Source organism: Rhodospirillaceae bacterium (genome assembly GCA_018662005.1).
Taxonomy (GTDB): domain Bacteria; phylum Pseudomonadota; class Alphaproteobacteria; order Rhodospirillales; family JABHCV01; genus JACNJU01.
The window spans coordinates 31,177-56,760 of the sequence record JABJHA010000002.1; the positions used below are offsets into that span (position 1 = coordinate 31,177).

General features: G+C 54.3%; 21 protein-coding genes. 11 read left to right on the plus strand and 10 right to left on the minus strand.

Going from position 1 to position 25,584, the window contains the following annotated elements; genetic code table 11:
- Window positions 1-50: 50 nt before the first annotated feature.
- Window positions 51-1,082, plus strand: a complete 1,032-nt coding sequence (locus HOL66_00230; GenBank protein MBT5242649.1) for a serine protease — start codon at window positions 51-53, stop codon at window positions 1,080-1,082.
- On the opposite strand, the gene HOL66_00235 is transcribed toward HOL66_00230, so the two are convergent.
- The 3 genes from HOL66_00235 to HOL66_00245 all read right to left on the minus strand — a co-directional run bounded on the left by HOL66_00235 (window position 1,079) and on the right by HOL66_00245 (window position 4,512).
- Window positions 1,079-2,848, minus strand: coding sequence for a chloride channel protein (locus tag HOL66_00235; protein ID MBT5242650.1), 1,770 nt, complete (start codon window positions 2,846-2,848; stop codon window positions 1,079-1,081). The two genes, HOL66_00230 and HOL66_00235, sit on opposite strands and share 4 nt — an antisense overlap.
- Before the next feature lie 38 nt (window positions 2,849-2,886).
- A complete protein-coding gene (locus HOL66_00240; GenBank protein MBT5242651.1) occupies window positions 2,887-3,945 on the minus strand; it encodes a GGDEF domain-containing protein in 1,059 nt (352 codons plus the stop codon).
- Between the two features lie 72 nt (window positions 3,946-4,017).
- On the minus strand, window positions 4,018-4,512 hold the full coding sequence (locus HOL66_00245) for a thioesterase-like protein (protein MBT5242652.1): 495 nt from the start codon (window positions 4,510-4,512) through the stop codon (window positions 4,018-4,020).
- Between the two features lie 124 nt (window positions 4,513-4,636).
- Between HOL66_00245 and HOL66_00250 the strand changes: the two genes are divergently transcribed.
- The 5 genes from HOL66_00250 to groL all read left to right on the plus strand — a co-directional run bounded on the left by HOL66_00250 (window position 4,637) and on the right by groL (window position 9,994).
- On the plus strand, window positions 4,637-5,437 hold the full coding sequence (locus HOL66_00250) for a glycosyltransferase family 2 protein (GenBank protein ID MBT5242653.1): 801 nt from the start codon (window positions 4,637-4,639) through the stop codon (window positions 5,435-5,437).
- Window positions 5,434-6,132 (plus strand): TVP38/TMEM64 family protein, encoded by a 699-nt coding sequence (locus HOL66_00255; protein MBT5242654.1) that lies wholly within the window; start codon window positions 5,434-5,436, stop codon window positions 6,130-6,132. The genes HOL66_00250 and HOL66_00255 overlap by 4 nt, the downstream gene beginning before the upstream one ends.
- Window positions 6,129-7,850 carry a glycosyltransferase family 39 protein gene (locus HOL66_00260; protein ID MBT5242655.1) on the plus strand — a complete coding sequence of 574 codons (1,722 nt, stop codon included), beginning with the start codon at window positions 6,129-6,131 and terminating at the stop codon, window positions 7,848-7,850. Before HOL66_00255 ends, HOL66_00260 begins: the two co-directional genes overlap by 4 nt.
- Before the next feature lie 137 nt (window positions 7,851-7,987).
- Complete coding sequence (gene groES, locus HOL66_00265; GenBank protein MBT5242656.1) at window positions 7,988-8,299, plus strand: co-chaperone GroES; 312 nt, start codon at window positions 7,988-7,990, stop codon at window positions 8,297-8,299.
- A gap of 30 nt (window positions 8,300-8,329) precedes the next feature.
- Entirely contained in the window at window positions 8,330-9,994 is a 1,665-nt protein-coding gene (gene groL / locus HOL66_00270) for a chaperonin GroEL (protein MBT5242657.1), read from the plus strand.
- Window positions 9,995-10,157: 163 nt separating this feature from the next.
- Here the strand turns inward: groL and HOL66_00275 are convergent, their stop codons facing one another.
- Window positions 10,158-11,477 carry an oligosaccharide flippase family protein gene (locus tag HOL66_00275; protein MBT5242658.1) on the minus strand — a complete coding sequence of 440 codons (1,320 nt, stop codon included), beginning with the start codon at window positions 11,475-11,477 and terminating at the stop codon, window positions 10,158-10,160.
- Between the two features lie 182 nt (window positions 11,478-11,659).
- Here HOL66_00275 and HOL66_00280 point away from each other — a divergent pair, with 182 nt between their 5' ends.
- Window positions 11,660-13,504, plus strand: a complete 1,845-nt coding sequence (locus HOL66_00280; GenBank protein ID MBT5242659.1) for a hypothetical protein — start codon at window positions 11,660-11,662, stop codon at window positions 13,502-13,504.
- 9 nt (window positions 13,505-13,513) lie between these two features.
- Here the strand turns inward: HOL66_00280 and HOL66_00285 are convergent, their stop codons facing one another.
- The 4 genes from HOL66_00285 to HOL66_00300 form a co-directional block, all read right to left on the minus strand.
- The gene (locus tag HOL66_00285; GenBank protein MBT5242660.1) at window positions 13,514-14,971 is read right to left on the minus strand and encodes a B12-binding domain-containing radical SAM protein; all 1,458 of its coding nucleotides are present in this window, start codon (window positions 14,969-14,971) and stop codon (window positions 13,514-13,516) included.
- A gap of 123 nt (window positions 14,972-15,094) precedes the next feature.
- A complete protein-coding gene (locus tag HOL66_00290; protein ID MBT5242661.1) occupies window positions 15,095-15,985 on the minus strand; it encodes an NAD(P)-dependent oxidoreductase in 891 nt (296 codons plus the stop codon).
- Complete coding sequence (locus tag HOL66_00295) at window positions 15,982-16,878, minus strand: NAD(P)-dependent oxidoreductase (protein MBT5242662.1); 897 nt, start codon at window positions 16,876-16,878, stop codon at window positions 15,982-15,984. Before HOL66_00295 ends, HOL66_00290 begins: the two co-directional genes overlap by 4 nt.
- 22 nt (window positions 16,879-16,900) lie before the next feature.
- On the minus strand, window positions 16,901-19,708 hold the full coding sequence (locus HOL66_00300; GenBank protein MBT5242663.1) for an ATP-dependent DNA helicase: 2,808 nt from the start codon (window positions 19,706-19,708) through the stop codon (window positions 16,901-16,903).
- A 111-nt stretch (window positions 19,709-19,819) separates the two neighbouring features.
- Between HOL66_00300 and HOL66_00305 the strand changes: the two genes are divergently transcribed.
- The 4 genes from HOL66_00305 (at window position 19,820) to HOL66_00320 (ending at window position 23,401) form a co-directional block, all read left to right on the plus strand.
- Window positions 19,820-21,076 carry a hypothetical protein gene (locus tag HOL66_00305; protein MBT5242664.1) on the plus strand — a complete coding sequence of 419 codons (1,257 nt, stop codon included), beginning with the start codon at window positions 19,820-19,822 and terminating at the stop codon, window positions 21,074-21,076.
- Window positions 21,077-21,085: 9 nt separating this feature from the next.
- The gene (locus HOL66_00310) at window positions 21,086-21,679 is read left to right on the plus strand and encodes an ATP-binding cassette domain-containing protein (GenBank protein MBT5242665.1); all 594 of its coding nucleotides are present in this window, start codon (window positions 21,086-21,088) and stop codon (window positions 21,677-21,679) included.
- Entirely contained in the window at window positions 21,676-22,467 is a 792-nt protein-coding gene (fetB, locus tag HOL66_00315) for an iron export ABC transporter permease subunit FetB (protein MBT5242666.1), read from the plus strand. Before HOL66_00310 ends, fetB begins: the two co-directional genes overlap by 4 nt.
- Window positions 22,468-22,564: 97 nt before the next feature.
- Entirely contained in the window at window positions 22,565-23,401 is an 837-nt protein-coding gene (locus tag HOL66_00320; GenBank protein MBT5242667.1) for a hypothetical protein, read from the plus strand.
- A 7-nt stretch (window positions 23,402-23,408) separates the two neighbouring features.
- On the opposite strand, the gene HOL66_00325 is transcribed toward HOL66_00320, so the two are convergent.
- Together HOL66_00325 and HOL66_00330 are read right to left on the minus strand one after the other, a co-directional pair.
- Window positions 23,409-24,587, minus strand: coding sequence for a hypothetical protein (locus HOL66_00325; GenBank protein MBT5242668.1), 1,179 nt, complete (start codon window positions 24,585-24,587; stop codon window positions 23,409-23,411).
- 152 nt (window positions 24,588-24,739) lie between these two features.
- Window positions 24,740-25,507, minus strand: coding sequence for an ion transporter (locus tag HOL66_00330; protein ID MBT5242669.1), 768 nt, complete (start codon window positions 25,505-25,507; stop codon window positions 24,740-24,742).
- Window positions 25,508-25,584: the final 77 nt, after the last annotated feature.

Genomic DNA, 25,584 nt, shown 5'->3' on the forward strand with positions numbered 1-25,584 from the left:
AGGTAAAGCGGCGTTATACTATGAAAGTTCCATATCCGGAGATGATGCAGATGCCGGAAACAATGAAGACCTTGCTTGATCAAACGCGCGCCCTGCTGCTATGGGCCGCACTGGCCGTTAGCGCCTGTTCGACGACGCCACCGCCAGCCCCCGAAGTGACGACTGCGCCCTTTGATTCTGCCCTTTCCGCCGTTGTTGGTGTGTACGCTAATATTCCCGAAGACGCCCGCACGGCAGATAGTCTTGGCGTCCAGCGCCAGGGTAGCGGGGTTTTAATAGATAACGACGGACTGGTTTTAACCATCGGTTATCTGATTTTGGAGGCCGATGAGATTGCTGTTGTCGGACCTGAGGGAAACCAGATTGAAGCCGACCCCGTCGCCTATGACCACACCACCGGCTTCGGCCTGATCCGCGCCCGCGAACCGGTGGGGGCGACAGCCCTAAAGATAGGGTCTTCAAAAAATTTAGGCGATGGGACTCCGGTTCTGGCCGTCAGTTTCGGTGGCCCGGACGCCATTGTCGCAGCCCAGGTGGTTTCGCGCCGCTCGTTTGCCGGATACTGGGAATACCTGCTGGAAAAGGCCATTTTCACCATACCTCCCCATCATGAATTTGGCGGGGCAGCGTTAATCGACCGAAAAGGTGAACTGGTTGGTATCGGCTCGCTGATGGTCAATGACGCTGTTGTCGGCGATCACCCGGTAATCGGTAACATGTTCGTTCCCATTGACAGCCTGAAACCAATCCTTGCCGATTTGCTGACAAGCGGACGCCGCAAACCGCCGGTGCCACCGTGGCTTGGACTTAATACGGACGAGGCCCGCGGCCGGGTTTACATCACCCGCCTGAGCGAAGGCGGTCCTGCTGAACAGGCGGGGCTTAAACAGGGTGACATCATCATCGGCGTCGGTGGCAAGCGCATTGGTACGATGATTGAATTTTTCCGAAAGGTGCGCATTCAGGGAAATGCCGGAAGCCCGGTTCAACTGGACGTCCTTCCGGTGGCCTCGACGGACCTGACCATCAAGAAAATCAACGTCAAATCCATCGACCGTTATGACTGGCTAAGCAACCCTTAGTGCCCGCGTTCTTCACGGCGATGTGCGACAAGGGCCCGGTTATAGGCGCTCATCACCCGGCCTTCACGGACACAACCAAGGAACTTCATATTGTCCCGGTTTTCAACCACGGCGATGTATTCCTCGCCATTGTCACGCATTGTCGTCATGGCCGTTTCCAGATCATCACCAGCGGCCAGAACCGGTGGGTGACGGCGCGCCACGTCGCTTGCGGTGATCAATTGATCGAGTTCCGGGTCGAAGGCGAACTCGCTCATATCGGCCAAGGTGATGGTGCCAAACAAGACACCGTCTTCATCAATGACAAAAAGCTCGCCAGCATCTGAATTCTGCAACATCGAGCGGATGTCGGGCAGGCCGACCCCCAGGGTAACCAGTTCCCCGGCGCTTGACAGGACGGAGCGCACTTTAAGGTTTCGCAGCAGGGCAACTTCAAGACCATCACGAAGATCATGGCCACGCCGTTCAAGCTGCCAGGCAAAAAACGATCCGCCATGAAACTGCCGGGTAATCATCGAAGCAATAACGACGGCGACCATCAGGGCCATTGTCAGGGCGTAATCACTTGTCATTTCAAAGATAATCAGGGCGGTGGAAATCGGTGCCCCAAGTACGGCTGCCGCCATCGCCCCCATGCCGAGAATAGTATACGCGCCAATGCCGGTGGAAAGATCAGGAAACAAGCCAGTGAAAATCATCCCGTAAGCACCGCCCAGCATGGCCCCAATCACCAGTGCCGGTGAGAACACGCCACCGCCAAAACCGAAACCGATGCTGATGGACGTCGCCAGTATTTTGGCGATGCATACCGAAACCAGCAACATCAGCGGGAAGGATTCCATGACGGCGGCCTCGGTCGCACCGTAACCGACACCCAGGACCTGTGGAAACCAAATCGCGATTATACCGATCAGCGCACCACCAATTGCCGGTTTCAGAATATCCGGGACCGGCACCCGCCCGGCCAGAGAATTGCTGAGCATGATGCTTTTCATAAACGCCATCGCCGTCAATCCGGCAATGATGCCAAGAACGATGAAGGCAGGAAATTCCCAAAACGACTCGATGATGTGTTCAGGAATAACAAAGGCCGGGAAATCGCCAAAATAGTAGCGCGAGATAGCCGTCCCGGTGACGCTTGCAATAACGATGGGCGCAAACGCGCTCAAGGCGTAATGGCCAATCACCACCTCGGATGCAAACAGGGCCCCGGCAATGGGCGCATTAAAGGAAGCCGCAACCGCTGCCGCCGCCCCGCAACCCAATAGAGTGCGCGAAACCGAGCGGGTAAGATGCAGGGAAGAGGCCAACCAGCCACCGAACGCAGCGCCGATATGAACTGCCGGACCTTCCCGTCCGACGGATGCGCCAAAACCGATAGAAACCGCATTGACCAGCGCCGCCTTGATGCCGGTCAGCAAAGACATTCGTCCACCGCGCAGCGCCCCCGCCTCGATAACGTCAGCAACGCCCTCAGGACGTTTTTCGGGCATCAGGTATTTGACAAGCAAGCCAATGATGAGACCACCAAACGCCGGCACCGCCACAATCTGCCACGAGGGTAAATTATCAAGATGCTGAAACAATCGCTCGCTGTCGGTACCGAAGGCTACGTTCTGGACAAGGCCAATGGCTTCCCGAAAAAGCACAACTGCCCCACCGGCACCGCCACCAATCAAAAAGGCAAGAATGGTTAGGGCCATCTGGCCACTTTGGGTCAGGCGACGAAGAAGAACTGTAAGCCGACTAAATGAAAGATAACGCATGAACACGACAGGCCCCCCAGGCCCTACATGGAGGAGCGTCAATTATCGAAGGATAATTCCTTGCTGTCGACCATGGTTTCGGAAACAACCCGATTGCGCCCTGTTCGTTTAGCCGCGTACATGGCTTCATCGGAGCGCAGAATCAACTGAGAAAGCGGTTCACCGTAGCGGAATTCACCGACACCGACGGAAACCGTAACCTGGCCCATGGATTCGCCCGTCTTGCGGTTCAAGACTTGTTTCTTGCCAACCTTGTTTCGGATGACTTCGGCTACTTTGATGGCGTTATCAAGACCGGTGCCCGGCAGGATGACGCAAAACTCTTCACCCCCAAAACGGGCCGCCAGGTCCTGGCCCTTGATGCTTGAGGTCAAGGTCTGGGCGAGAAGTTTAAGCACCTGATCACCGACCTGATGGCCATAGGTATCGTTGAATTTTTTGAAATGATCGATATCAAGGATCAGCAGACACAAAGGCTCACCGTCTTCCATCGCCTGGATCGCGCAACGCCGTAATTCCGCATCGAAAAGTTTGCGGTTGGCAATGCCGGTCAATCCATCGGTCATAGCCTCAAGACGCATGGTTTCCAGATCTTCGCGCAAGCGATTGATCTCGACCGAAGAAGCGTTGAATTTCTCTTCAAGGCTTTTGTTCTGGCGTTCCATATCGCGGGTTGCGTTCAGCGCGTTGGTAATCACCGACTTGATTGTTTCAGGTTCACCACTACCGCTGATATCACCCGAAAACGTCTCAAGTGCTTTACCGTATTCGGCAGCGCCATCACCGGCGACGCCCAGGTATTCAAGGATGCGGGTTAATTCGGCCTCCGCACGGGTGGCCGCGTCACCAATAGCTTGGGTCTCATGGTCAAAAGTGAAGAATTTTTTGTGAATTTCTTCGTTTCGCCCCTCACTGAAATCCTGATCGTTATCGATCAGGATTTCGAGGGCTCTTTTCAGATCGGGAATCTGACCGGAAAAATAATGGTACCAAACCGTAAAATTGTTCGGATTCGCCGCAATTCCGTTCTTTTTCATCATTTCCAGGGCCGAATTACCGTATTCAGCGGCCTGTTCAAGCGATTCCGTATAGTCCAATGACATCTCCAGATTTCGATCTGTTCCCCACACCTGACAATAGACTTCCCGTCGTTGAGTCCAAGCAAAAAATTATCTTTGTCTTATTCCAATAACCGCGCCACATTGGCTGGGGAGCTCAAAGGGTTGTTGGTTTTCTGTAAAAGTCCGCAAATTTTCCTTCACATGACCCGGAAATTTCGCCGAGCGTCTGGATTTCATATCGACGTGAACCAGCATCAGTTCAATAGTCGCGCAAAGTTGCTCACTTTGCCTGTGATACATGTGATGGAAAAGATGCAGCCGCTTGTCATCAAAACCCAATAAAAGCGAGGTAACCTGTAAAGGGTCTTCTTTAACAACCTCAGACAAATAGCTGACGTGGGATTCTATGACGAAATCCGAACTGTCGGTCCGCTCCCGGTAATCAGCCCCCATATCAAGAAGCTCCAGCATGGCGTCAGTGGCGTGATCGAACACCAGTACGTAGTACGCGACATTCATGTGTCCGTTGTAATCAACCCAGTCAGCATCCACGATTTCCTCGTGAACAAGCCTGCCACCATCGCCCATGAATATCGCCGTCATTTCATCACTCCATCCTTTCAACCATAATGGCCCATTACCCGGGAATTCGGAAAGACCTTTGCCGAACTGGCCCTCAATGATAAGTATCGGTTCTGTCCATTCCACCTTAAGCGATCCGTTAGAAATGACTGAGCCCAACCAACAGGAAAATCAATCCAGCCCCCCGGAATTGGCTGTCGTCGTGCCCGTCTATAACGAGGCCGAAAATCTTGGCCCGTTGATTACTGAAATCCGGGCTGCTCTTGATCCTGTCTGCGGGCACTATGAAATCATTTATGTCGATGACGGCAGCTCCGATGACAGCGCCCAGAAGTTACTTGATATCAAAACTGATTGCCCGCACTTGCGGGTTTTGAACCATCTCAACTGTTGCGGTCAAAGCGCCGCTATTATGACCGGCATCAAAGCCGCCAAAGCGCCTATTATTGCCACCCTGGACGGCGACGGGCAAAACGATCCGGGCGATATTCCGGCCCTCTATGCAGCACTTAAAGGGGCGCCGGAACGCGACTATCTGATGGTTGCGGGACTGCGGGCCAAGCGCCGGGATACATGGATCAAGCGCGTTTCCTCAAAAATAGCCAACGCTGTTCGCTCCCGTCTGTTAAGGGACGATACGCCTGATACGGGCTGCAGCCTGAAAGTTTTCACCCGTACGGCGTTCATGGATATGCCGCGTTTCGACCATATGCACCGCTTTCTTCCGGCCCTGATGATCCGCCGTGGCGGCACGGTAATCTCGCTAAACGTTAACCACCGGCCACGCGAACGGGGGCTTTCCAAATACGGAACCTGGGATCGCCTACGTGTCGGCATCGTTGATTTGTTTGGCGTGCTTTGGCTGTTACGCCGGGCCAACAAGCCTGAAGTTCGGGAATTAACCACCAATAATAAGACAAAGCCCCAAAAGGCTATTTCTCAATGACACCCAAAATCCTGTTTCGAGGACTGATCTGGATCACGTCACTTGTCGCCATTGGCTACGCCTTGAAAGTCAGTGGCCTGGGCTCATCCATCGACAAAGCCTGGGTCGACAGTGATATCAGGGGTCAGGGTTTCACCGGTGAGTTGTTGTTTGTTGGCGTTGGAATGATGTTCACCGCCGTTGGCCTGCCCCGTCAGATCATCTGTTTCCTTGCCGGATATGCCTTTGGCTTGCTCGAAGGGACGGCGCTGGCAATGGTGGCGACGGTATTGGGCTGTATCGTCGCTTTTTTCTATGCCCGCATCATGGGGCGATCATTCGTTGTCGGTCGTTTTCCGGACCGGGTTCAACGCATCGACGACTTCCTTCACGAAAATCCGCTCAGCATGACCCTGCTTATTCGCCTGTTGCCCCTGGGCAGCAATGTGGTGACGAATCTGGCGGCAGGGGTATCCGGTGTCGGCGCAATTTCTTTTTTCCTTGGCTCGGCTCTTGGTTATTTGCCGCAAACGCTGGTCTTCACGCTTGTCGGTAGCGGTTTTAGCGTCGATCCCGAGATTCGCATCGCCATCAGTGTCATTTTATTTGCAGTATCGGGTTTTCTTGGCGTCTTCCTTTTTCGTAAATACCGTCACGGCAAGTCCTTCGATGTCCGTGTTGAACGCGAACTGGGCGTCGAGGATAGCCAGCCATGAACGATACAGCTTCGACGAGTCGCCTGTCGGCCAGCGCTTACGCATTGTTGTGGAGCGCCATGTGGCTGGCGTTGATGGCGGCGATGCTGAAATTTCGCCCGTTAATGCCGGTCGACGAGACCCGTTATTTCGCCGTCGCCTGGGAAATGTGGCGGGACGGGCATATTCTGGTTCCGCACCTGAACGGTGAGCCCTACAGCCACAAGCCCCCCCTGTTGTTCTGGTTGATGAATGCTGGCTGGGCGGTTTTCGGTGTCAATGAATGGTGGCCCAGGCTGGTCGCCCCCCTGTTCGGGCTGGCCAGCCTGTTCCTGACGTCCATGCTGGCCCGCCGTTTGTGGCCCAGCCGTTCTACCGTTGCCGTGGCCGCACCCTTGATTTTGTTCGCCAGCCTGTTCTGGACCTTGTTTACGACATTGACCATGTTCGACATGCTGCTTGCATTTTGCGCCCTGTTGGCAATGTTGGGCATTCTGCGCGCCTGGCAGGATAATAAAACTGATGGCCTTGTCTGGCTGGCCCTGGCCATTGGCCTTGGCGCCCTGGCCAAGGGACCGGCTATTTTACTATCGACCCTGCCGGTCGCCCTGCTGGCACCATTGTGGGCGACCAGCGATAACAACGCAGAACCCGAGACCGACAGTGATGACCTGGATTTAACGCCTGCGGCCCCATCATCAATGTGGGATCGAGGTTGGAAGCAATGGTACATGGCCATAGGCTTTGCCGTTCTGGGGGGCATCGCCATTGGTCTGGCCTGGGCCATCCCGGCGGCGATTGTCGGCGGCGAAGAGTACCGATACGCTATTTTCTGGGGCCAGTCAGCCGGACGCATGGTCGACAGTTTCGCCCATGGCCGTCCGTGGTGGTGGTTCCTGGCCGTCCTGCCGGGGCTGGTGCTGCCGTGGACTCTATGGCCGCCGTCATGGCGTTCAATCCGCGGCTTTCTTGATGTGGGAAAAGACAATGGGATTCGCTTCTGCCTGATCTGGTTTGTCCCCGCCCTGATTACTTTTTCTGCTATCAGCGGCAAACAACTGCATTATCTTTTGCCCGTCTTCCCGGCCTTGGCCCTACTGGCGGGCCGCTTGCTGGTCGATTATCACAGTAATTCCCCTGATCAGGTGTCCTGGACTGGTTGGGGACTGCACATACCCTGCGCCCTGTTTATCATTCTGGGTGTGGCTTTAAGTGTAGCCCCTTTTAGCGCCGGTCTGTTCGAGTTGCCGGTTGTTGTCAGGGAAACTGATTTTATCTGGGGTTTGGTGCTGGCGCTGCTTGCCTTGTCCATCCTTTTCCTGACGCGTTCAACTGTCAGCCTTACGGGGCGACTGAGCGCCATCAGTATCCTTTCCATGGCGCTCGTGTTGTGTATCAATTTAAGTCTGCGCCCGGTGCTGACAGAGCGCTTCAATATGAAAGAAATTTCGCAAAAATTTGGCAATTGGCAGCGCGCCGGCACCCATCTTGCCTATGTTGGTAAATATCATGGTCAGTTTAATTTCCTGGGACGCCTGAGCGAGACCATTGCCACTGTCGGCTTGCAAGCCCCGGATTTGAAAGACTGGCTCGCCGAAAATCCCGAAGGACGGCTTATCTACATCCGCGCCGAACTGCCTGTCATGACGACCCCTGTTCATGTGCAACCTTATCGCGGGCAGTATCTTATTGTCATCGACACCGCCCAGGCTCTGGCACATCCGACCATTCTGGATTAGCCAAAAGTCACAGAAATTTTGCTCGATATCCTTGACAGCAGCCTCAAAGACACCTAAATCCTTAGCACTCGAGCGAAGAGAGTGCTAACAAGCGCTCTTTTCTTGTTATTTATCAATAAGTTCACGGAGTATGAACGATGAAATTCAGGCCTCTGCATGATCGCGTGCTCGTCAAGCGCGTAGAGCAGGAAGAAAAAACCGCTGGCGGCATTATTATTCCCGATACCGCCCAGGAAAAACCCAGTGAAGGTAAAGTTGTCGCAGTCGGTTCCGGCGCACGCCGCGACGATGGCACCGTTGTCGCCCTTGACGTCAAAGCTGGCGACAATGTGCTTTTCGGCAAATGGTCCGGCACTGAAGTCACGGTTGACGGGGACGACCTGTTAATTATGAAAGAATCCGATCTTCTGGGCATCATCGAAGGTGCCGCCAAGAAGAAAAAGAAATAATTTAAAGCCCAATTGTAAGGAATATTAACAATGGCTGCCAAAGAAGTTAAATTCAGCGTTGATGCCCGCACGCGTATGCTTGCCGGTGTCGACATCCTGGCCAACGCCGTCAAAGTGACGCTTGGTCCCAAAGGTCGTAACGTTGTCCTCGACAAATCGTTCGGCGCCCCGCGCATCACCAAGGACGGCGTCACTGTCGCCAAGGAAATCGAACTATCCGACAAGTTTGAAAACATGGGCGCACAGATGGTCAAGGAAGTTGCTTCCCGAACCAACGACGAAGCCGGTGACGGCACCACAACGGCCACCATTCTGGCCCAATCCATCGTCCGTGAAGGCGTCAAGGCTGTTGCCGCCGGCATGAACCCGATGGATCTGAAGCGCGGCATCGATGTCGCGGTTGACGCGGTCATCGCAGACATCAAGAAGCGTTCAAAGCGCGTTTCAACCAGCGCCGAAGTTGCCCAGGTCGGCACCATTTCTTCAAACGGTGACACCGACATCGGCGGCAAAATCGCTGAAGCCATGGAACGTGTCGGCAATGAAGGCGTGATCACTGTAGAAGAGTCCAAAGGGCTTGAAACCGAACTCGACGTCGTCGAAGGTATGCAGTTTGATCGTGGTTACACCTCGCCTTATTTTGTCACCAACGCCGACAAAATGACCTGCGAGATGGAAAACCCGTTCATCCTGATCCATGAATCGAAGCTGTCTTCCCTGCAGCCCCTGCTGCCGGTTCTTGAAAGCATCGTTCAGTCTTCACGGCCGCTGTTGATTATCGCCGAAGACATCGAAGGAGAAGCGCTGGCAACCCTGGTTGTCAACAAGCTGCGTGGCGGCCTTAAGGTCTGTGCCGTCAAGGCGCCGGGCTTTGGCGATCGCCGCAAAGCGATGCTCGAAGACATTTCAGTCCTGACCAATGGTCAGGTCATCAGTGAAGATCTGGGCATCAAGCTCGAAAACGTCACCCTGGACATGCTTGGCACCGCCAAGAAAGTCCTGATTTCCAAAGAAGAGACTGTCGTTGTCGAAGGTGCTGGCGCCAAAAAGGCGATTATGGCCCGTTGCAATCAGATCCGCGCCCAGGTCGAGGAAACATCCTCTGACTATGACCGTGAAAAACTGCAGGAACGTCTGGCCAAACTGGCTGGTGGTGTTGCCGTTATTCGTGTCGGTGGTGCAACTGAAATCGAAGTGAAGGAACGCAAGGATCGTGTTGACGATGCCCTGCACGCTACCCGCGCCGCCGTTGAAGAAGGCGTCGTTCTCGGTGGCGGTGTCGCCCTTCTCTACGCAACCAAGTCTCTTGCCAAGCTCGAAGGCGAAAATGCCGATCAGAAAGTTGGCGTTGACATCGTTCGTCGCGCCCTTCAGACCCCTGCCCGCCAGATCGCCGAAAACGCCGGTGTCGATGGCGCGGTGGTTGCCGGAAAGCTGCTGGAAGGCAAGTCCAACATCGGCTTCGATGCCCAGAAAGGTGTTTACACCGATCTGGTCAAAGCTGGCATCATTGATCCGGCTAAGGTTGTTCGCACAGCCCTGCAGGACGCGGCCTCTATCGCCGGTCTGCTGGTCACCACTGAAGCCATGGTCGCCGATGCCCCGTCCAAGGACGAAGGCCCCGCCATGGGCGGCGCGCCTGACATGGGCGGCATGGGCGGCATGGGTGGAATGGGCGGCGGAATGGGCTTCTAGAGCAACCTGCCCTCGAATGAGGGCAGATAAGTTGCTCTAACTCTCAAGGAATAGATCAAATTATCTTCCATCAAAATGATGGAAGTTCGATCTAAGCCACCGTTTACCATAAGCTCATAAGTTATAGAAATCGGGGTCGTATCGAAAGATACGGCCCCTTTTTTTATTGCGGTTCCCGCACCAGCGGCGTTCCGTACAGCAGCACGCCGCCTTTGAAACCCAGCCACTTCCAGGTCGCCCCATTGATCGCGATTGAAGCAATAGCAAAGGCGATGGCCGTCGCAACCGCCGCCCCGTAAAGCCCATACAGCGGGATCAGCGCCAGATTAAGCGCCACATTGACCAACACATTGAACGTCATAAGCAGGCTCTGCCTGCCGGGCATCCCTGCCTGCAAAACAATCATGTCCACTGGAATCATCACGGCGTAAAGGATCAGTCCCCCGCTCAGCACCAACAGCAGCGGATAACTGAGGTTCACCAGATCATCAGGGAAATATGGGCCGAGATAGGGATATATAAAGAGCACAATGGCCGCAACGACACCAAACACACCAAGGCTCACAGCACCTACACTTCGGCAAAATTGCGCTGTCGCCAGCTTCTCACCGGATTTGAAAAACCGCACCAGTTCCGGATTGGCCAGAGTGCGGAAAATTATCGGTATCTGGAATAATCCGTCTACAAACATGGCGGCGAATGTATAGATGCCAACGTCATGATCGCCGACAAATATTCCCAACATAATGACATCAATACGGATATATGACTGAATTAATAACCCATTGATCAGAGCCCGTGATCCGAAATGAAAGTGAACCCTGACCCAACGCTTGAAGGCCTCAAACGAAGAAAAGTTGGTTAAATGCGGATGGACAAAATACAGCAGCAGTGGCAGCAGCACGATCTCGGCAATGGTGAAACCGAGGCCCAACATGTACGGTGGATATTCAAACAGCATGATACCGACACAGCAAAGCAGGATGGCGACCGCCCTTAATGCCTGTGCCCCTGCAAAATGTTTCATCATCCGCATGCCATTCAAGACCCCCATGAGAACCTTGTTTATGGCAATAAACATTAACCCGGGAGCGGCCAGCGCAATCCCCGAACCGACAGGCTCGCTTTCAAATAGGATACCGATGGGATCAGCAAGAAAATAAATCGCAAAGGCGACAAGCAGCCCGAACCCCGCCGCCAGCACTAACGCCGCCAATGAAACCACACCCAGGTGTTCAGGCTCCATGTCCAGTTCAGATACGTATTTTTGGGCAGAGTCGTGGAACCCTAGAACGGCAAACTGGGAACTGATGATGTAAACCACATAAATCTGATTGAAGATGCCCAGGGCTTCGACCCCGTAGAATGCCGCAATAAACAAATTCAGAAACATTCCCGTCGCAGCCATGGCTGCAAATGCCCCGTAATTCCAAACCGCATCAAAAAGGAATTTTGATTGAAGTTTAAATTTGACATTCGGCATGCGAAATTCTCGCCTGATATTTATGATGGTAATTACGAGGGCCCGTTAGATAGCGGAAACTATCACTTTTCACCCATGCAGCCTAGCGTGATGATGCCAGAGATACCTGTTATTCGGGTTGGATATTCCATGATATCCGTGTACGATCCGGCCACCGACTGAAACGGATTTTTCTGGAAATCATGATAGACTATTTGGACTATTTCCTTGATGGCGCGAACAAGGGGCAAACTGTTCTGTCTGCGCTTTTCATACTCCTTCTGCTATCCGCGTTGGGAGCCGTCCTTGGCGGTCGCCGCCGCATTTTGGAAGCCGATATTTTTGTCGGCTGGGGCCTGCTCACCGTCATCTTTACGCTAGCCGCCGTATTTCTGTCCAACCCCCTTGGTGTGTTGAGCTGGTGTTTCTTTGCTGCGGGCATCGCCTGTCTGATTTATGTTTTACAAAGCCAGCAACCGTTATTGCCCCCTGGTTCAATTCGCATTCTTATCGTTTTATCGCCATTACTGATGATCACGGCTGCAATGGAACCGTCACAATGGGACGAGTTTTCACACTGGCTTTCCGCCCCAAAATCTTTATTCCTCAGCCTTGATGTGCCATCCGATGATAACCCGCCCCAGGGAACGGCCATGCTGTCGGCCTATCCTTATGGATGGCCTTACCTGATCTATCTGGGAAGTCGCGCAGCCGGAATTTTTCTTGACGGAGTCGGACGCATTTATAACGTCGTGTTTCTGGCTTTATTCGGACTTTTGGCCCTGAAAATCGCCCTTCGTGCGGCCCATGATCAAGAGCCAGGTCAGCTCAATTGGAAAATGACCGGTCTGGCCGCTTTTTTTATTCTTGGAATGAACCCGACGTTTATCCAGAAAATCATCCTGACGGCTTACGCCGACACGGGCACAGCTGTCGCCGTCGGCATTAGCGCGTATCTCTTGTGGATGCTCCTAGACGCTGAAGCGAAAGGAGACAGGGAAAAAGCAACCCGGACAGCCTGGCAGGCGGCCTTTGTCGCCGCGGCCCTAATCAACATCAAGCAAGTGAATCTGATACTTTTTTTGGGTCTGCTCATATCGTTTTTAATTGCCGCGTGGCGGGACCCCGAAATCCGCCTGTCGAGATGCCTGTATCTGGTTATCGGCATCTCTGTGTTGCCATTATTTACTTATTTTGTTTGGCGCTATCATGTTGGCTTTAACATCACAACGGCAATAGGCGGGGAAGCACATTTTAACCCGTTCGAGCAATGGCGCTTCGCCCTCATACCACAAATAATTTTGCAAATGCTGGTTGTCGCCACGAAGAAAGCGGCCTTCTTTATCGTCATGACAATAGCCGTGGTTTTAGCGATCCGCGCCTTCTTCCGTCCCTCCGGCCACTACGGAAGACTAGCTATCATTGGCGGTGGGGCTTTTGTCTCGTACAATGTTTTCTTACTGTTTACCTATGTCGCCTCCTTTGGGGAAAGACAAGCCTTAACCGCGGTTTCTTACTGGCGCTACAACACACACTTGGGAATGATCGCGACCCTGCTGATTGCCGCCTGGGCCGGTTTGTTATGGAAACGCTGGGGGCTGGGTACCCGCGTCCCCGAAAAAGTTAAATGGCTGCCTTTGTTGCTGGTCGTCGCAGCACCGTTTCTATTCGCCCACAAGCTGCGCTTTGATCTTGAACCAAATAAACCGCATTACACTGCTATTGCCCGGGAAATTGCCGCGACAATCCCCAATGAGGTTCCCCTTGTTATAGTTGATCCCATGGGATCAGGGGAATCGGTCGTTATCACGCGCTATATAACCGGACGAATAAGTATTCCGTATCTGTCTGCTTTCCATAACACAGGCATGAAAAATATCCTGGCCCGGTTGAATTATTTCGGCGACAAGACGCAAACAATTATTCATTCGGTCACCCCGGAAATGACGAATAAGCTCGGGGATCAGTTCGTCGACAGAAAAACTTATCTGGTGCACTGGAAAGATGGGAAGTTGCAAATTATCAAGGAATGGCCCTATCCGAAATGATGCCGGGTATCAGGCATTCGACGAGTCGAGTTTTTTTCTTCTTAAAATATTCGCCAGCGCCATTTCGGAACGGGATTCCTGGGTTCCCCGCAGAACATTCAAAACCATTTTGAAGGGCCTGAGCGGACGCCTGGCCCATGCTGAGCTGTAAAACAGAACAACCCCAATCCAGCGCAGGGTTTTAAGTTTTTTGTCGCTGAAGTTCTTGCTGTAGGAAACGGTCCGGGACGCATCGGCGTAGGAACGAAGGCTGTCATAATATTTGTCATCAAGGACGATGCCTTTTTCGTCCCGGATTTGTTCAAACAATTCAGACCCCGGATAAGGCGAGAAGGCCCAGACGCTGATATCATAAGCGCCAGCGAACCCCATACGAATGATAAAGCGGTAACTTTCAACGACTTCCTTCAGGGTTTCACCGGGAAAGCCGAAAATAATATTGCACTTAACGTTCATACCCTGGGCGAAACTGCTGGAAATCGACTCGATAACGGAGTCAGCCGTGATCTTCTTCTTGATACGGGCCAGCACACCCGGCGAGCCGCTTTCGGGCGAATAGGACAGATTTCGACAGCCCGACTTGAAAAGCAGTCCCGCCACTTCATCATCAATGGCCTCGGAACGGGTGCCACTGGGCAGTTGCCAGGTAAAGGTCAGGCCGCGCTTTTCAATTTTGTGGCAAAAATCGACGATCCAGCTTTTTTTAACAATCGCGGTCAAGTCATAAAAATCAAAATTGACCGCCTTGTATTGCTCCTGATAAGCGACGATTTCATCCAGCAACAGGTCCGGGTCACGGGCGATCCAGCGGGTCGTCCACATTAATGGGTTAGAACAGAAGGTACATTGATAGGGACATCCGCGACTTGCCATAAGCGGCATAGAACGCCCGCGATCAACGCCAAAACCAAACCCGCGCTCCAGATAATTCTCAATAGGGGTAATATCCCAGGCCGGAACCGGAATGTTGTCCAGGTCGCGTTTTCGCGCCCGCCGGGGGTTGCTCTCAGCCTTGCCGTTCGAATCCTTATAAACGATCCCTTCGATCAGGGTCTTATCCATTGTTCCTGTCGCAAAGGCATTAACCACTTCAAGCGCGGTTTCTTCGCCTTCGCCAAGCACACCCAGATCAAGCTCACTTTCCTCGATACTTTGCACCGGCATCGCCGTGACATGCTCACCGCCCCCGATCAGAAGGGCTTCGGGAAACTTTTCTCGAATGTCCCCGATCAAATCCCGACAAGTTGGCCATTCAAACGAAAAGCCGCAGGCAACGCCAATGACTTGCGTGTCTGACGGAATCCGTTTGACAATATCCTCCAACGAAAGACCATAGAGGAAACAGTCGTTCTTGACCGTGTGGCGGGTATCCAGGGCCTCGCCCACGCCGTCAATAAAACTGACATCATGGCCACCCTCACGCAGAGTGCCCGCCACATAGGCCAGGCCTAAGGGCGGTGTAAACATGGATGTCTGGTTATTGGCCGGCACCACAATCGATGGCCTGATCAGGCAAACTTTTACGGGTCTATTGGTCACTGAAATGGATTCCCTCTAACAACCGTGACGCATGGCATACAATTTATCACCCTAACCCGTCCAGTTCCGATCAAGGGCCTTGATCAGGGCCGAATGATCCAGGCCGCCATCGCCGTCTTCAATCAGCTTCTCGTAAAGGCTTTTATTCAGGTTTGTGGCTGGCATTTCTATATCCAGTTCGGCCGCCAGTTCCAGGGCCTGGGCCATATCCTTGCGCTGGGTTGTGACCTTTCCACCAGGGGCAAACGCCCGCTCAATCATACGTTGGCCATGGACCTCAAGAATACGGGAATCGGCAAAACCGCCTTTTAAGGCCTCGCGCACGCGGGCCGGATCGGCGCCGGCATGGGCGGCCAGCATCAGGGCTTCGGCGACGGCCCCGATATTAAGCCCGACAATGACCTGATTGGCCGCCTTGGCAACCTGCCCGGTGCCAACAGGACCAACATGGGTCAACCGCGAGCCGAGCACTTCAAGAACCGGACGGGCCCGCTCAATGGCCTGTTCATCACCACCAGCCATAATGGTCAGGGAGCCAGCTTCCGCCCCCAGGGTGCCACCCGAAACGGGGGCATCGACGTAAGCACCACCAGCTTCCGCAATGCGGGTCGCATAGGCGCGTGTCCGGGTCACCGCCGTCGTTCCCATATCAATGACCAGACTGGACGAGGCGACACCGGCCAGAATGCCCTGTTCACCAAACAGGACGGCTTCTACGGCGATGGTATCGGCGACCATTATGACAACCACATCGGCACTTTCGGCGACGGTTTGGGGATTGGCAACCGTCTTGGCCCCGGCCCCGGCAATTGTTGTCAAGGCGTCAGGGGAGCGGGTCGTGGCGACCACATCGGCACCGGCGGCGATCAGGTTTTTGCACATTGGCATACCCATCAGGCCGAGGCCGACAAAACCGATGGTTTGGTCTTTTAACGACGTCATGACTGTCCTAGTCCCCTAAAATAATCGATCAGATTTGGCATAGATTGTCCTTCCAAACCGGCAGTCCTGGCTTGCTCGAGAAGTTCATGAACGGCCTCCGATCCTGCTCTCGCCGCTCCAAGTTCCTCAGCCATAGCCGCATAATAACGTAAATCCTTTTCGGCGTTGGCGACGGAAAACTTGAAACTGCCGTCATCGCCATTTTGTATATAGGGTAGCAGACGCCTGAAAACGAGACTATCTCCGCCGCCACTCATAATTACTTCGCTGTAAACATCCATATCGACCCCGCACTTTTCCGCACAGGCCGTCGCTTCTGCCGCCAATACGGCGTTGCCCAAGGCCAGATAGTTATGCAGCAGCTTCATCTTGTGGCCCGATCCGACCGGCCCGGTACGATAAATATTTTCGGCGTAACAGTTGATGATGTCGATGACCGCCTCGATAGCCGACGTCTCGCCCCCAAGCATGACATTCAAACGTCCTTCTTCGGCTTCCTTGGGCGTTCGCGTCATCGGCGCGTCGATCAGTGAACCACCTTTCTCGGCCACCGCAGCGGCCAACTTTATTGTTGAATCGGGAAGGGCTGTCGAGCAATCGACAACGATGGAGCCTTCGCGCAATCCCGCCAGAACACCATCTTCACCGAGCATGACACTTTCAACTTCCGGGGTTCCGGTGACACAAATGAAGACGATATCGGCAGCAGCGGCCAATTCCCCGGCACGCTCTCCAAGCTGCGCCCCGGCTGACACAAGGTCATCAACGGGACGGTTTCCCGGATGATCCAGGATGCTGAGCCCGTAACCACCGCGCAAAATATTTTTAACAATGCCATGGCCCATAAACCCGACACCAATAAAGGCGATGGCCTGGCTTTTATCTTTGCTCATCAGTTTTTCCTATCTGACATCTTCAGGTTTCATCATCGGCCAGGAAACCACGAATTTCCACCACCGCTTCCTTCAAGCCAACCCGCGAGGCCTGCACCCCATCGGGAAAAGCGTTTAGCAGTCGTGATGGCAAGGCGCGGTCGAGCATGACAAAGACTCCTTTGTCGCTGGTCCGCCTGATCAGCCGTCCGTAGGCCTGTTTCAGTTTAAGCCGTGTCAGGGTTTCATCGTAAGCGCGACCACCGAAAGCGGCACGCCGGGCCCGGTGCAAAATATCAGGGCGCGGCCACGGCACCCGGTCAAAAACAATCAACCGCAGTGAGCGGCCCGGCACATCGACCCCGTCCCTGACCGCGTCGGTACCAAGCAAACAGGAATCTTCCTCTGCCCTGAAAATGTCAATCAGGGTTCCCGTATCAAGAGCCTCCACATGTTGGGCCAAAACCTGCATACCAGCCTCATCAAGGGGTGCTGCAATGCGATCATGAACGGCCCGTAATCTGGAAATCGCCGTGAACAGGCCAAGTCCGCCACCACCGCTGGCCAGAAACAGTTCCCGGTAAGCCGCCGCAACCTGGGTTACATCTGATTTATCGACGTCACCGACAACCAGGACACGGGTCCGCCCGGCGTAATCAAAGGGTGAGTCGACCGCCGCCAGGATGGCTGGTGTGGGCAAATGCCGTGAGCCTGTCCGTGTCTCCGCGCCGGTCCAGCCGGAGAGATCCTCCGTCTCATTTTCATCGCGCATATGAGCCGGTTCGTCGCCGCCTTCAGGTCCATGGTCGCGCAGTGTCGCCGAGGTTATCAACGCACCATGAGCAGGGGCAAGCACGGTTTCGGAAAAAGGCAAGGTCGGATCAACGTAATGACGGTGCATACCGACATCAACCTCGCGCCCATCGATGCGTTCGACACCGAACCAGTCGATAACTTCTTCGGGCGTTTCGTTATGAAGCGCCTTCAGCATCGAGGCCCAGGCGTTTAATTGATCGACCCCGCGGCGCTGCAAGCCACGGCTGACCGCCTCGATACGATTGCGGGTGGCGCTGTCCAAAGTATCGGCCTCCACATCAAGCAGACGAACCAGTGACTGGATTAGTAATTGCAAGGGTTTGCGCAGACGAATCAGCGCGGCTTCAAGAGCCCCGGCGGCCTCGAGCAATCCGGGAACCGGACTTTCCGTTCCCGCTTCCAGGCTGTAGGTCGCTGCGCCACCGGTTTCGCGGGCGTAGACCTGTTGGCGCACGAAGCTTAAGAATTCTTCAGTCGGCCCGACCGCCTCGCCACCGGCAACCCGCTGTCGCCAAGCTGGGCCGGGAAGCACCCGGGCGGCGCGAAGGGCTTCATCTAATGCGGCCATGGCCTCGTCATCTCCAGCGATCAGGTCTTCCATACGGGCGGCAAGGCCCCGCGAACGTGAATGACGACCAGCCTCGGCCCCCAGCAACCAGCGCCGAAGATCTTCAGCCTCAAAACCGGTCAGGTCGGCGGAAAAAGCACTGTCAGCGGCGCCGAAAATATGATGGCCCTCGTCGAACACGTAACGGGTCGGAAGCTGACCTTCCTCACCACCCATGGCAGCCTGAATCATCACCAGGGCGTGGTTGGCGACAACGATGCGGGCTCCACGGGCGCGCCTGATTGTGCGTTCTATAAAACAGCGACTGTAGTGTAAACAGGCAGAATAGGTGCACTCGCCGCGCTTGTCTGTCAGATCAAGGGTGGTGCCGCGACCGACCAAATCGGCGAGCCAGGAGGGAAAGTCGCCCCCGATCATATCGCCATCGCGGGACTTAAGTGCCCAGCGTGCCATCAGGCCCAGGCCGATAGCCTCACCGGGGGCACCTGCACCCGAACGCAGTCGGCCGGTTGCCTCGGCGAAATTGAGCAGGCAGAAATAATTCTCGCGGCCTTTACGAATAACCACCTTGTCGATTTTTTCAACCGGGTCGGGGTAAAGTCTGTCCAGCTCGGCGTCGAGCTGGCGTTGCAGGTTGCGGGTAAAGGTCGAAATCCACACCGCCCCTTCATTCTTTTCAGCCCAGACACTGGCCGGTGCGATGTAACCCATAGTCTTGCCGACGCCGGTTCCTGCATCTGCAAGGACGACGTTGGGTTCGCCGCGCTTGTTTCTGGCATCGAAGGCCGGGGCGACGGCGCCCGCATAATCGGCTTGTCCGGGCCTGTTTTCTGCTCCTGAGCCCAGCAACTTGACCAATTGAGCGCGAGCCTCAACCGGTTCGACGGGCAAGTCGCGGGGCGGTGTTTCAGGGCCACGGTCATTCCATTCCGATAATCGATCCCAGACCGCAAGCCCGGCCGCCGCACTGCCCGAATGGGGTTGCTCGCCTGCACCCAAAGCCGCCAGCACCGGCTCCGCCCAACGCCAGCCACCGCGCTGCATGGCCCAGGCGATAGCGCCGGAATCGCGATCTCTGGGCATCGTCGCCAGTTCGGAAATCAGGGCGTGGGCCGCAGCCATCAGGCTTTCAGCTTCCTGCTCGTGGCTGGTTGGCAAGGCGAGACCCAGCACTTCGGCCAACCCACGCGGTGTCGGCAGGGTGAATTCGGCGGGGCGGACGAAGGCGTACAGTTCGAGCACATCAAAGACGGCAAACGGCTTTACACCCAGCCTGGCAAAAAAACTTCTGCCGTGGCAAATGATCGGCGGCTGTGCAGATTGAAGACGCCGTGCAACCTCTTGCCCGGCCAGGGTATCAACCTCGCCATCGGCACTCAGCCAGACCACACCCCTGACCCCGGCGATCAGGGCCGGGGCGTCAGGTAACAGGACAGGGCGGGTTGGGGTGGGCGTGTCTTCAATCATGGGGCCGGATTATAAGCGGCACAGAGACGAGAGCATTAAAAAACGAAAAATTTTTCCAATTAACAAAAATCTGTCAGTATGCAATTTGGGCTTAGCGGGAAAGAAACGATTATGGCCAATGAACGGCCCAGTCCAGTCATTATCGATTCCAAGGGTGGAAAGCCGTGGGAGTTTCCTGACGGCTTGTGGCAAAAGATTCCGGCCCTGCAAGCCATTCGCCTGCGCCGCACGGTCAATGAGAAAATCCTTCCCCTTCTTTATCAACTCGATGACATGTTCCCGCGCGCCGGTGACAGCAAACACCGCCACATAAAAGGCATGTCAATAAACGATATTGAATCCGATATATCATCCACCGTTCTGGCCCTGCATCTGTTTGACATTGCCATTGAAATGGGACTATTGAAATTCGCCAACAAGGGCGCAAAAAAAGGCGCAAAACCGGGCCCCAAGACGCCCGTCGGCAGTTGTGGCATGAGCATTGCCGAAGCGCGGCGCTATTTCCTGGAAGACGCCGCCCGCAATATCCTTAAAGAGGCCGGACATGATCCAAAAAAGCTGCACGACATGCTTGGTAATTATGATCTGAAAGATCCATCAAGCCTTTTTAAATTGAAACTGATGGCGACCTTTGACCCGCTGACCATTTCCGAACTGAAGGAAGGGTTGCGCGGCAACATGGGCAAGCTGTTTGATTGTGACGAGGAATTCTTCAGGGTCTTGAAAAAGGCCAAGCCCACGAACTTCCTGCGCCCGTTACGCCAAACCCTGGGTAAGAATTTCCCCGATATTCTTGAATGGGACGGGACGTTTATTCGCGCCGTTGCCGAAGGCCTGGAGCATAGCGCCAAGATTATCGCCCTCGGGCGGAGCCTGCTTGAGATAGAAGACCCGGAAATCGCCCGCGCCCTTGGTCGCTGGCCCATAGAAGAAGCCGTCGTCAAGGACAAGGTGAAGGGCAAGAAAAAAACCTACATCACCCGAATTGAGCAGGTCCGAAAATTGCTGGGGGACGAATTTCGCATTTTAATGAAATCAAACGCTGCCGTTATTGATCAGGCCGGAAACTGGAAAGATGACGAAATCGAACGCATCAAATTCTTTGTCGGCTATATTAACGGTGAAGTAATCGAAACCCTGTCAGAACTTCCCTTCGCCTATACGGTCAACATCATGGAAGGTTTGTGGAGCACCGTCAGTCGTGAATTTATGGAAGAGCAGCTGACCACGCCTGAGGCCATCAGCGCACTGAAATCGATTATCGCAAAGATCAAGCAGATGGGCATCGACTCGACGACACCGGAAAAGGTCAAAGGCATGATTGAGAACAAATTCTTCGACGAACAACTATCCCAATTTTACAAATAGACCAGGACCATGCTGAGCATCCGCAATCTTGCCGGAACCGGCATTGGCCCCATCGACCTGAAACTGGCCGGTGGCGAGGTGGCGGCCATCACCGGTGCCTCGGGGGCCGGCAAATCCTTGTTGCTTCGCGCCATCGCCGATCTGGATCCCAACGAAGGGGAGATTATGCTTGATGGCGAGGAGCGCTCAACAATGCCCGCCCCAAACTGGCGCGCCCAAGTCGCCTACGTCGCCGCCGAGACCAGCTGGTGGGCGGAACGGGTTGGCGATCACTTTGAAGAAAAGCGATCCGCGACACAGCTGCTGGAGCAAGTCGGCCTGGGGGAAAGCGTCCTTGACTGGTCAATCCCAAGAGTATCCACAGGCGAGAAACAACGCCTCGCCCTGGTCCGTTCACTTGTCGGCAAGCCCCGGGTTTTACTTCTGGATGAACCAACCTCCGCCCTGGACGCTACCAATCGGCAACTTGTCGAACAGCTGCTTATCGGACGGCTTGGTGAGGGAACATCCATTATCATCGTCACCCATGACCCGGAACAGGCCAAACGCTTAAAGGCCAAACGCTATCATCTTGAAGCCGGGGTTTTGGAGGCCAGCCCATGACCTTCATCGCCCTTGGCTACGCCGACCTTGTCATTGCCTCGTTGTTACTGCTGCTCAGTGGTCTGCTGTCCATATTTCTGCGTTTGGGAATAGAGCGGCAGATCGGCATCGCCGCCCTGCGCATGGTCATTCAATTGATGTTGATCGGTCTGGTTTTAAAGTTCCTCTTTCAAATGGTCTCGCCGTTGTGGACCGGGGTCGCAGCGGCGATCATGATTGCCCTTGCCGGACGCGAGGTGATGGCCCGGCAAAAACGCAAGTTTTCCGGCTGGTGGACTTATGGGCTTGGTACATCAAGCCTGATGATTGCCTGTTCCATCGTCACCGTGCTCGCCCTGACCACCCAGATCAGGCCGGAACCCTGGTTTGACCCGCGTTTCGCCATACCGATTCTTGGTATGATATTGGGCAACACCATGAACGGCGTTTCTATTGGTCTGGACAGGTTGATGAGCTCTGCCGTTGAGGGACGGGCCATCATCGAAACACGGCTGTCACTGGGCCATGACCGGGTGCGGGCATTCAAACCGCTGGTTCAGGAATCCGTGCGCGCCGGGCTTATTCACATCATCAACGCCATGTCGGCAGCCGGGTTGATATCGCTACCCGGCATGATGACGGGGCAAATTCTGGCCGGTGTCGACCCGACCGAGGCCGTTAAATACCAGATTTTGATCATGTTCCTGATCGCCGGTTCGACAGCCCTTGGCACCCTGGCCGCCGTGGTCTTCGCCGCCCGTAGGCTGACCGACAGCCGTCACCGCCTGCGCCTGGACCGTTTGGCGTGATGATTCATTATTCCTAAACTGAATCAAAATAGAGTCGTCAGCCAGTCATAGAATCGCCTATGCTGATTCCAGATCAGTGGAGAGGATTTGTCCCGACATGGCCCACGCAACCCCCGACGCACCCGGCATCAAGATGCCCAGGAAGCCCGATCTGGCCGACCATTTCATCGCCTGTAGCTCACTGGGGCGCTATTTGACGGTCTTTGATGAAAGCCGTTTTGTCATTACAGATGATTTCAACCAGGAAGGCGCGGTCAACCGGACTGCCGCCGCCGTCGCTTCAATTTTCTCCAATGATCCGCTGGTCGCCGAAGCCGCCCTGCTGCCGCTTAGCAAGGCAGCGCTGGCCAAAGACAGCAGCGAGCGGGAAAGTTACGAGGAACTGTTCACGCTTATCGAGGCCCAGGCGCTAAATTCGACAGTCAAGGAATCGGCTCAGTCCTTGCTGGAATCAGGTTTCCGCGAGGCCCGCATCCGCGAGATAGAAGAAACCCTGGGCGGCAAATTAAGCCCGGCCCGGGTCCGCTATCGTGCCTTCCTTGAAATTGTCCGCCACCTGACCGAACACAAGATCACACCGCAGCTTTTCCGGGACGAATTTCTGGATTTCACTTACGCCGTGGCCGGTCGTCTTGATTTCGGCATTTACAGCTTCTGCCTGGACCGCATTTTCTCAAACGAGCAAATTCCCATGAAAGCCAAAGGCTTTGTGGTTTCCGAACTGCTTGGCTTCCCGGCGACCATTCGTCGCGAGTTGTTGACCAATCTTCTGACTCTTGAGGGTCTGGAAAAACGCCTTGGCGAGTTTGTCCGCGACGCCATTATTCAGAAACTGGGCGACGTGGCGGCAACGGAAATCGAGTTGCTGGCAGCGCTTAAGACATCGCAGATGTCCATGGACGACATCAACAACATGATCGCCGGTAGCGCCTGACAACGGTTCAGGTGGCTTTCTTCTTGCAACTGTCAATAATAGCCTGAAGTTTCCCGACAATTGCGGCTGCTGAGTCCCCGGTTTCCTCGGACTTTGCAGCCAGTGTCTTAAATCCATTAAAGGAATCAACGCTGGCGACGGCTATCCCGTGATTCTGATTGTTTACCCACAAGGCAAAATTATCTTTATCTGTATCAGAACCCACAATGGCCTGAACGGCTAACAGTTGGGTCTTGGGATCTGGTTTTTTGGCATCTTCTTTCAGTTTTTTCATCTTGGCGAGCAAATCAGATTGAAGTTCGGTTGTCCGGGCCAAGGTTGATTCGAAGATCTTGCCAAGATCGACAACATCGATTGTTAAAAGATGAACGACTTCCCGACGAATGTCGCGAACGTTGTTCCACAAGACCATACCTGCGGCATTTTTTGCAGAATCGAGGGCACCATCGGCGGCAAGTGCCGACTGATGAGCAATCGTATCCGCAATGATAGTATCGCTAAGATCTTTCTGCATCCGGATTAACTGGCTCAGGCGTCCCATTTGTTCATCACTCGGTGGGACTCTTCGAGTTACTAATTCAACCTGAATATCTTTTTGCTGCCCCGAGAATATCTCATGAGCCCGTTGCTCGACGCCCTCGAAAGCATTAAACCCGGTCGAATTGCTGGTTACCCCGGCAAGGATTAAACCATCAATACCGGTGGCCTGATCAACGGCGCAATCAAGGGCGGCCAAACCCGCTTTCAAAACTTCGCCGCCGTGCTGGGTGTTGGCAAAATCCTCGAACACCAATGTACCGGCCGCCCCGAACCCCAGTCCTTTAAGGACATCGACAGAGGCATCATAACCAGCTGCAACGGCACCGGCAAAACCGAGAGTCGAGAGCAGCCCGGATGCCGTTCTGTTAGCCTTTACGTAGTCGGACCTCAAGCCATCAAAGGCCTTTCGAGTTCGCTCAGCGAACAACAACGCATCTTTAATGTCGCCTGAATTCAAAACCGGGTCTTTTTCCTCGTCGGGAGCAGGCTCTGTATTGCGGGCCCGCGTCGCATCACTGGGTTCCAGGCTCGGGCCCATAAAGATTGTGCCCAGGCAACCGCTGAGCAGACTGGCAACAATGAAAACAAAAACCAGCTGATAAAAACCAAATGCGCGCCTGGCACGGTGAAATGTAAGTCTGTTCATGAAATCCTCCCACACGGGTCACAACACCGCCGTTGTGCGGCTCGGTTATGCCCAGGGAAGTGAGTATCAAGATAATCATAAGGGGAAAATCTTACAAGTACAATCTATGTAAAGGGGCACTACAAGTGTGGTCATTGTCGTCCGAAAGTGTATTAAGAACCTTCGGTTTCGATATTCAGACCCTCACCACAATGCTTACAGTGGATGGCATCCGGGTCGTGACGCTTGAGGCCACAGGTCGGGCATTTGTAGCGCACTTTTGCCGGTTGAAAGATGGTCTGCACAAGGCGCAGGAACAGCGCCACCCCAAACACCATAATCACCACCGAAAGCACCCGCCCCATGTCGTCGTGCAGGGTGATGTCGCCAAAACCGGTGGTCGTCAGGGTGGCGACGGTGAAATACAGGGCATCCATGTAGGTGGAAATTTCAGGGTTTATGCGCTCTTCAAGAACGTAAACGATGGCCGTGATGAAGAAGATAAAGACGAGCAGGTTGGTGATCGAATGGATGATGTCTTCATTGCGGGCGAAGAATTTAAACTCGCTTCGCAGGTCTTTAAGAACGTGATAGGAGCGCAGCAAGCGAAGGGCCCGCATCACCCGCAGGAAGGCAAAATTACCGGTCAGCACCGGCGCCAGCAGGGTTGCAATGACGATCAAATCGACCCACGTCATCAATTGCATCATGTAGCGGGGACGGTCTTTTTCGATCCACAGGCGGATCACGAAATCCACCGACAAAATAGCTGCCAGGATAAAATCCAGGGTAATGATAAGCGGCGTTATCTCGACCATGGAGGTGGCGATAAAAAAGGTGATAGTGGCGATATCGAAGGCCAGTAGCCCGTAACGAAATCGAACCGCCTGACGGGATCGCCCGTTGTAAAGTTTTCCAAGTTTGTCGTGCAGTTTATTCATGGTCGTCCCGATGCATGGTGTTTGCTGCAGTCAGTTTAGTTTGTCACTTCATAGCTTAGAATGGCACGGAAATTCTG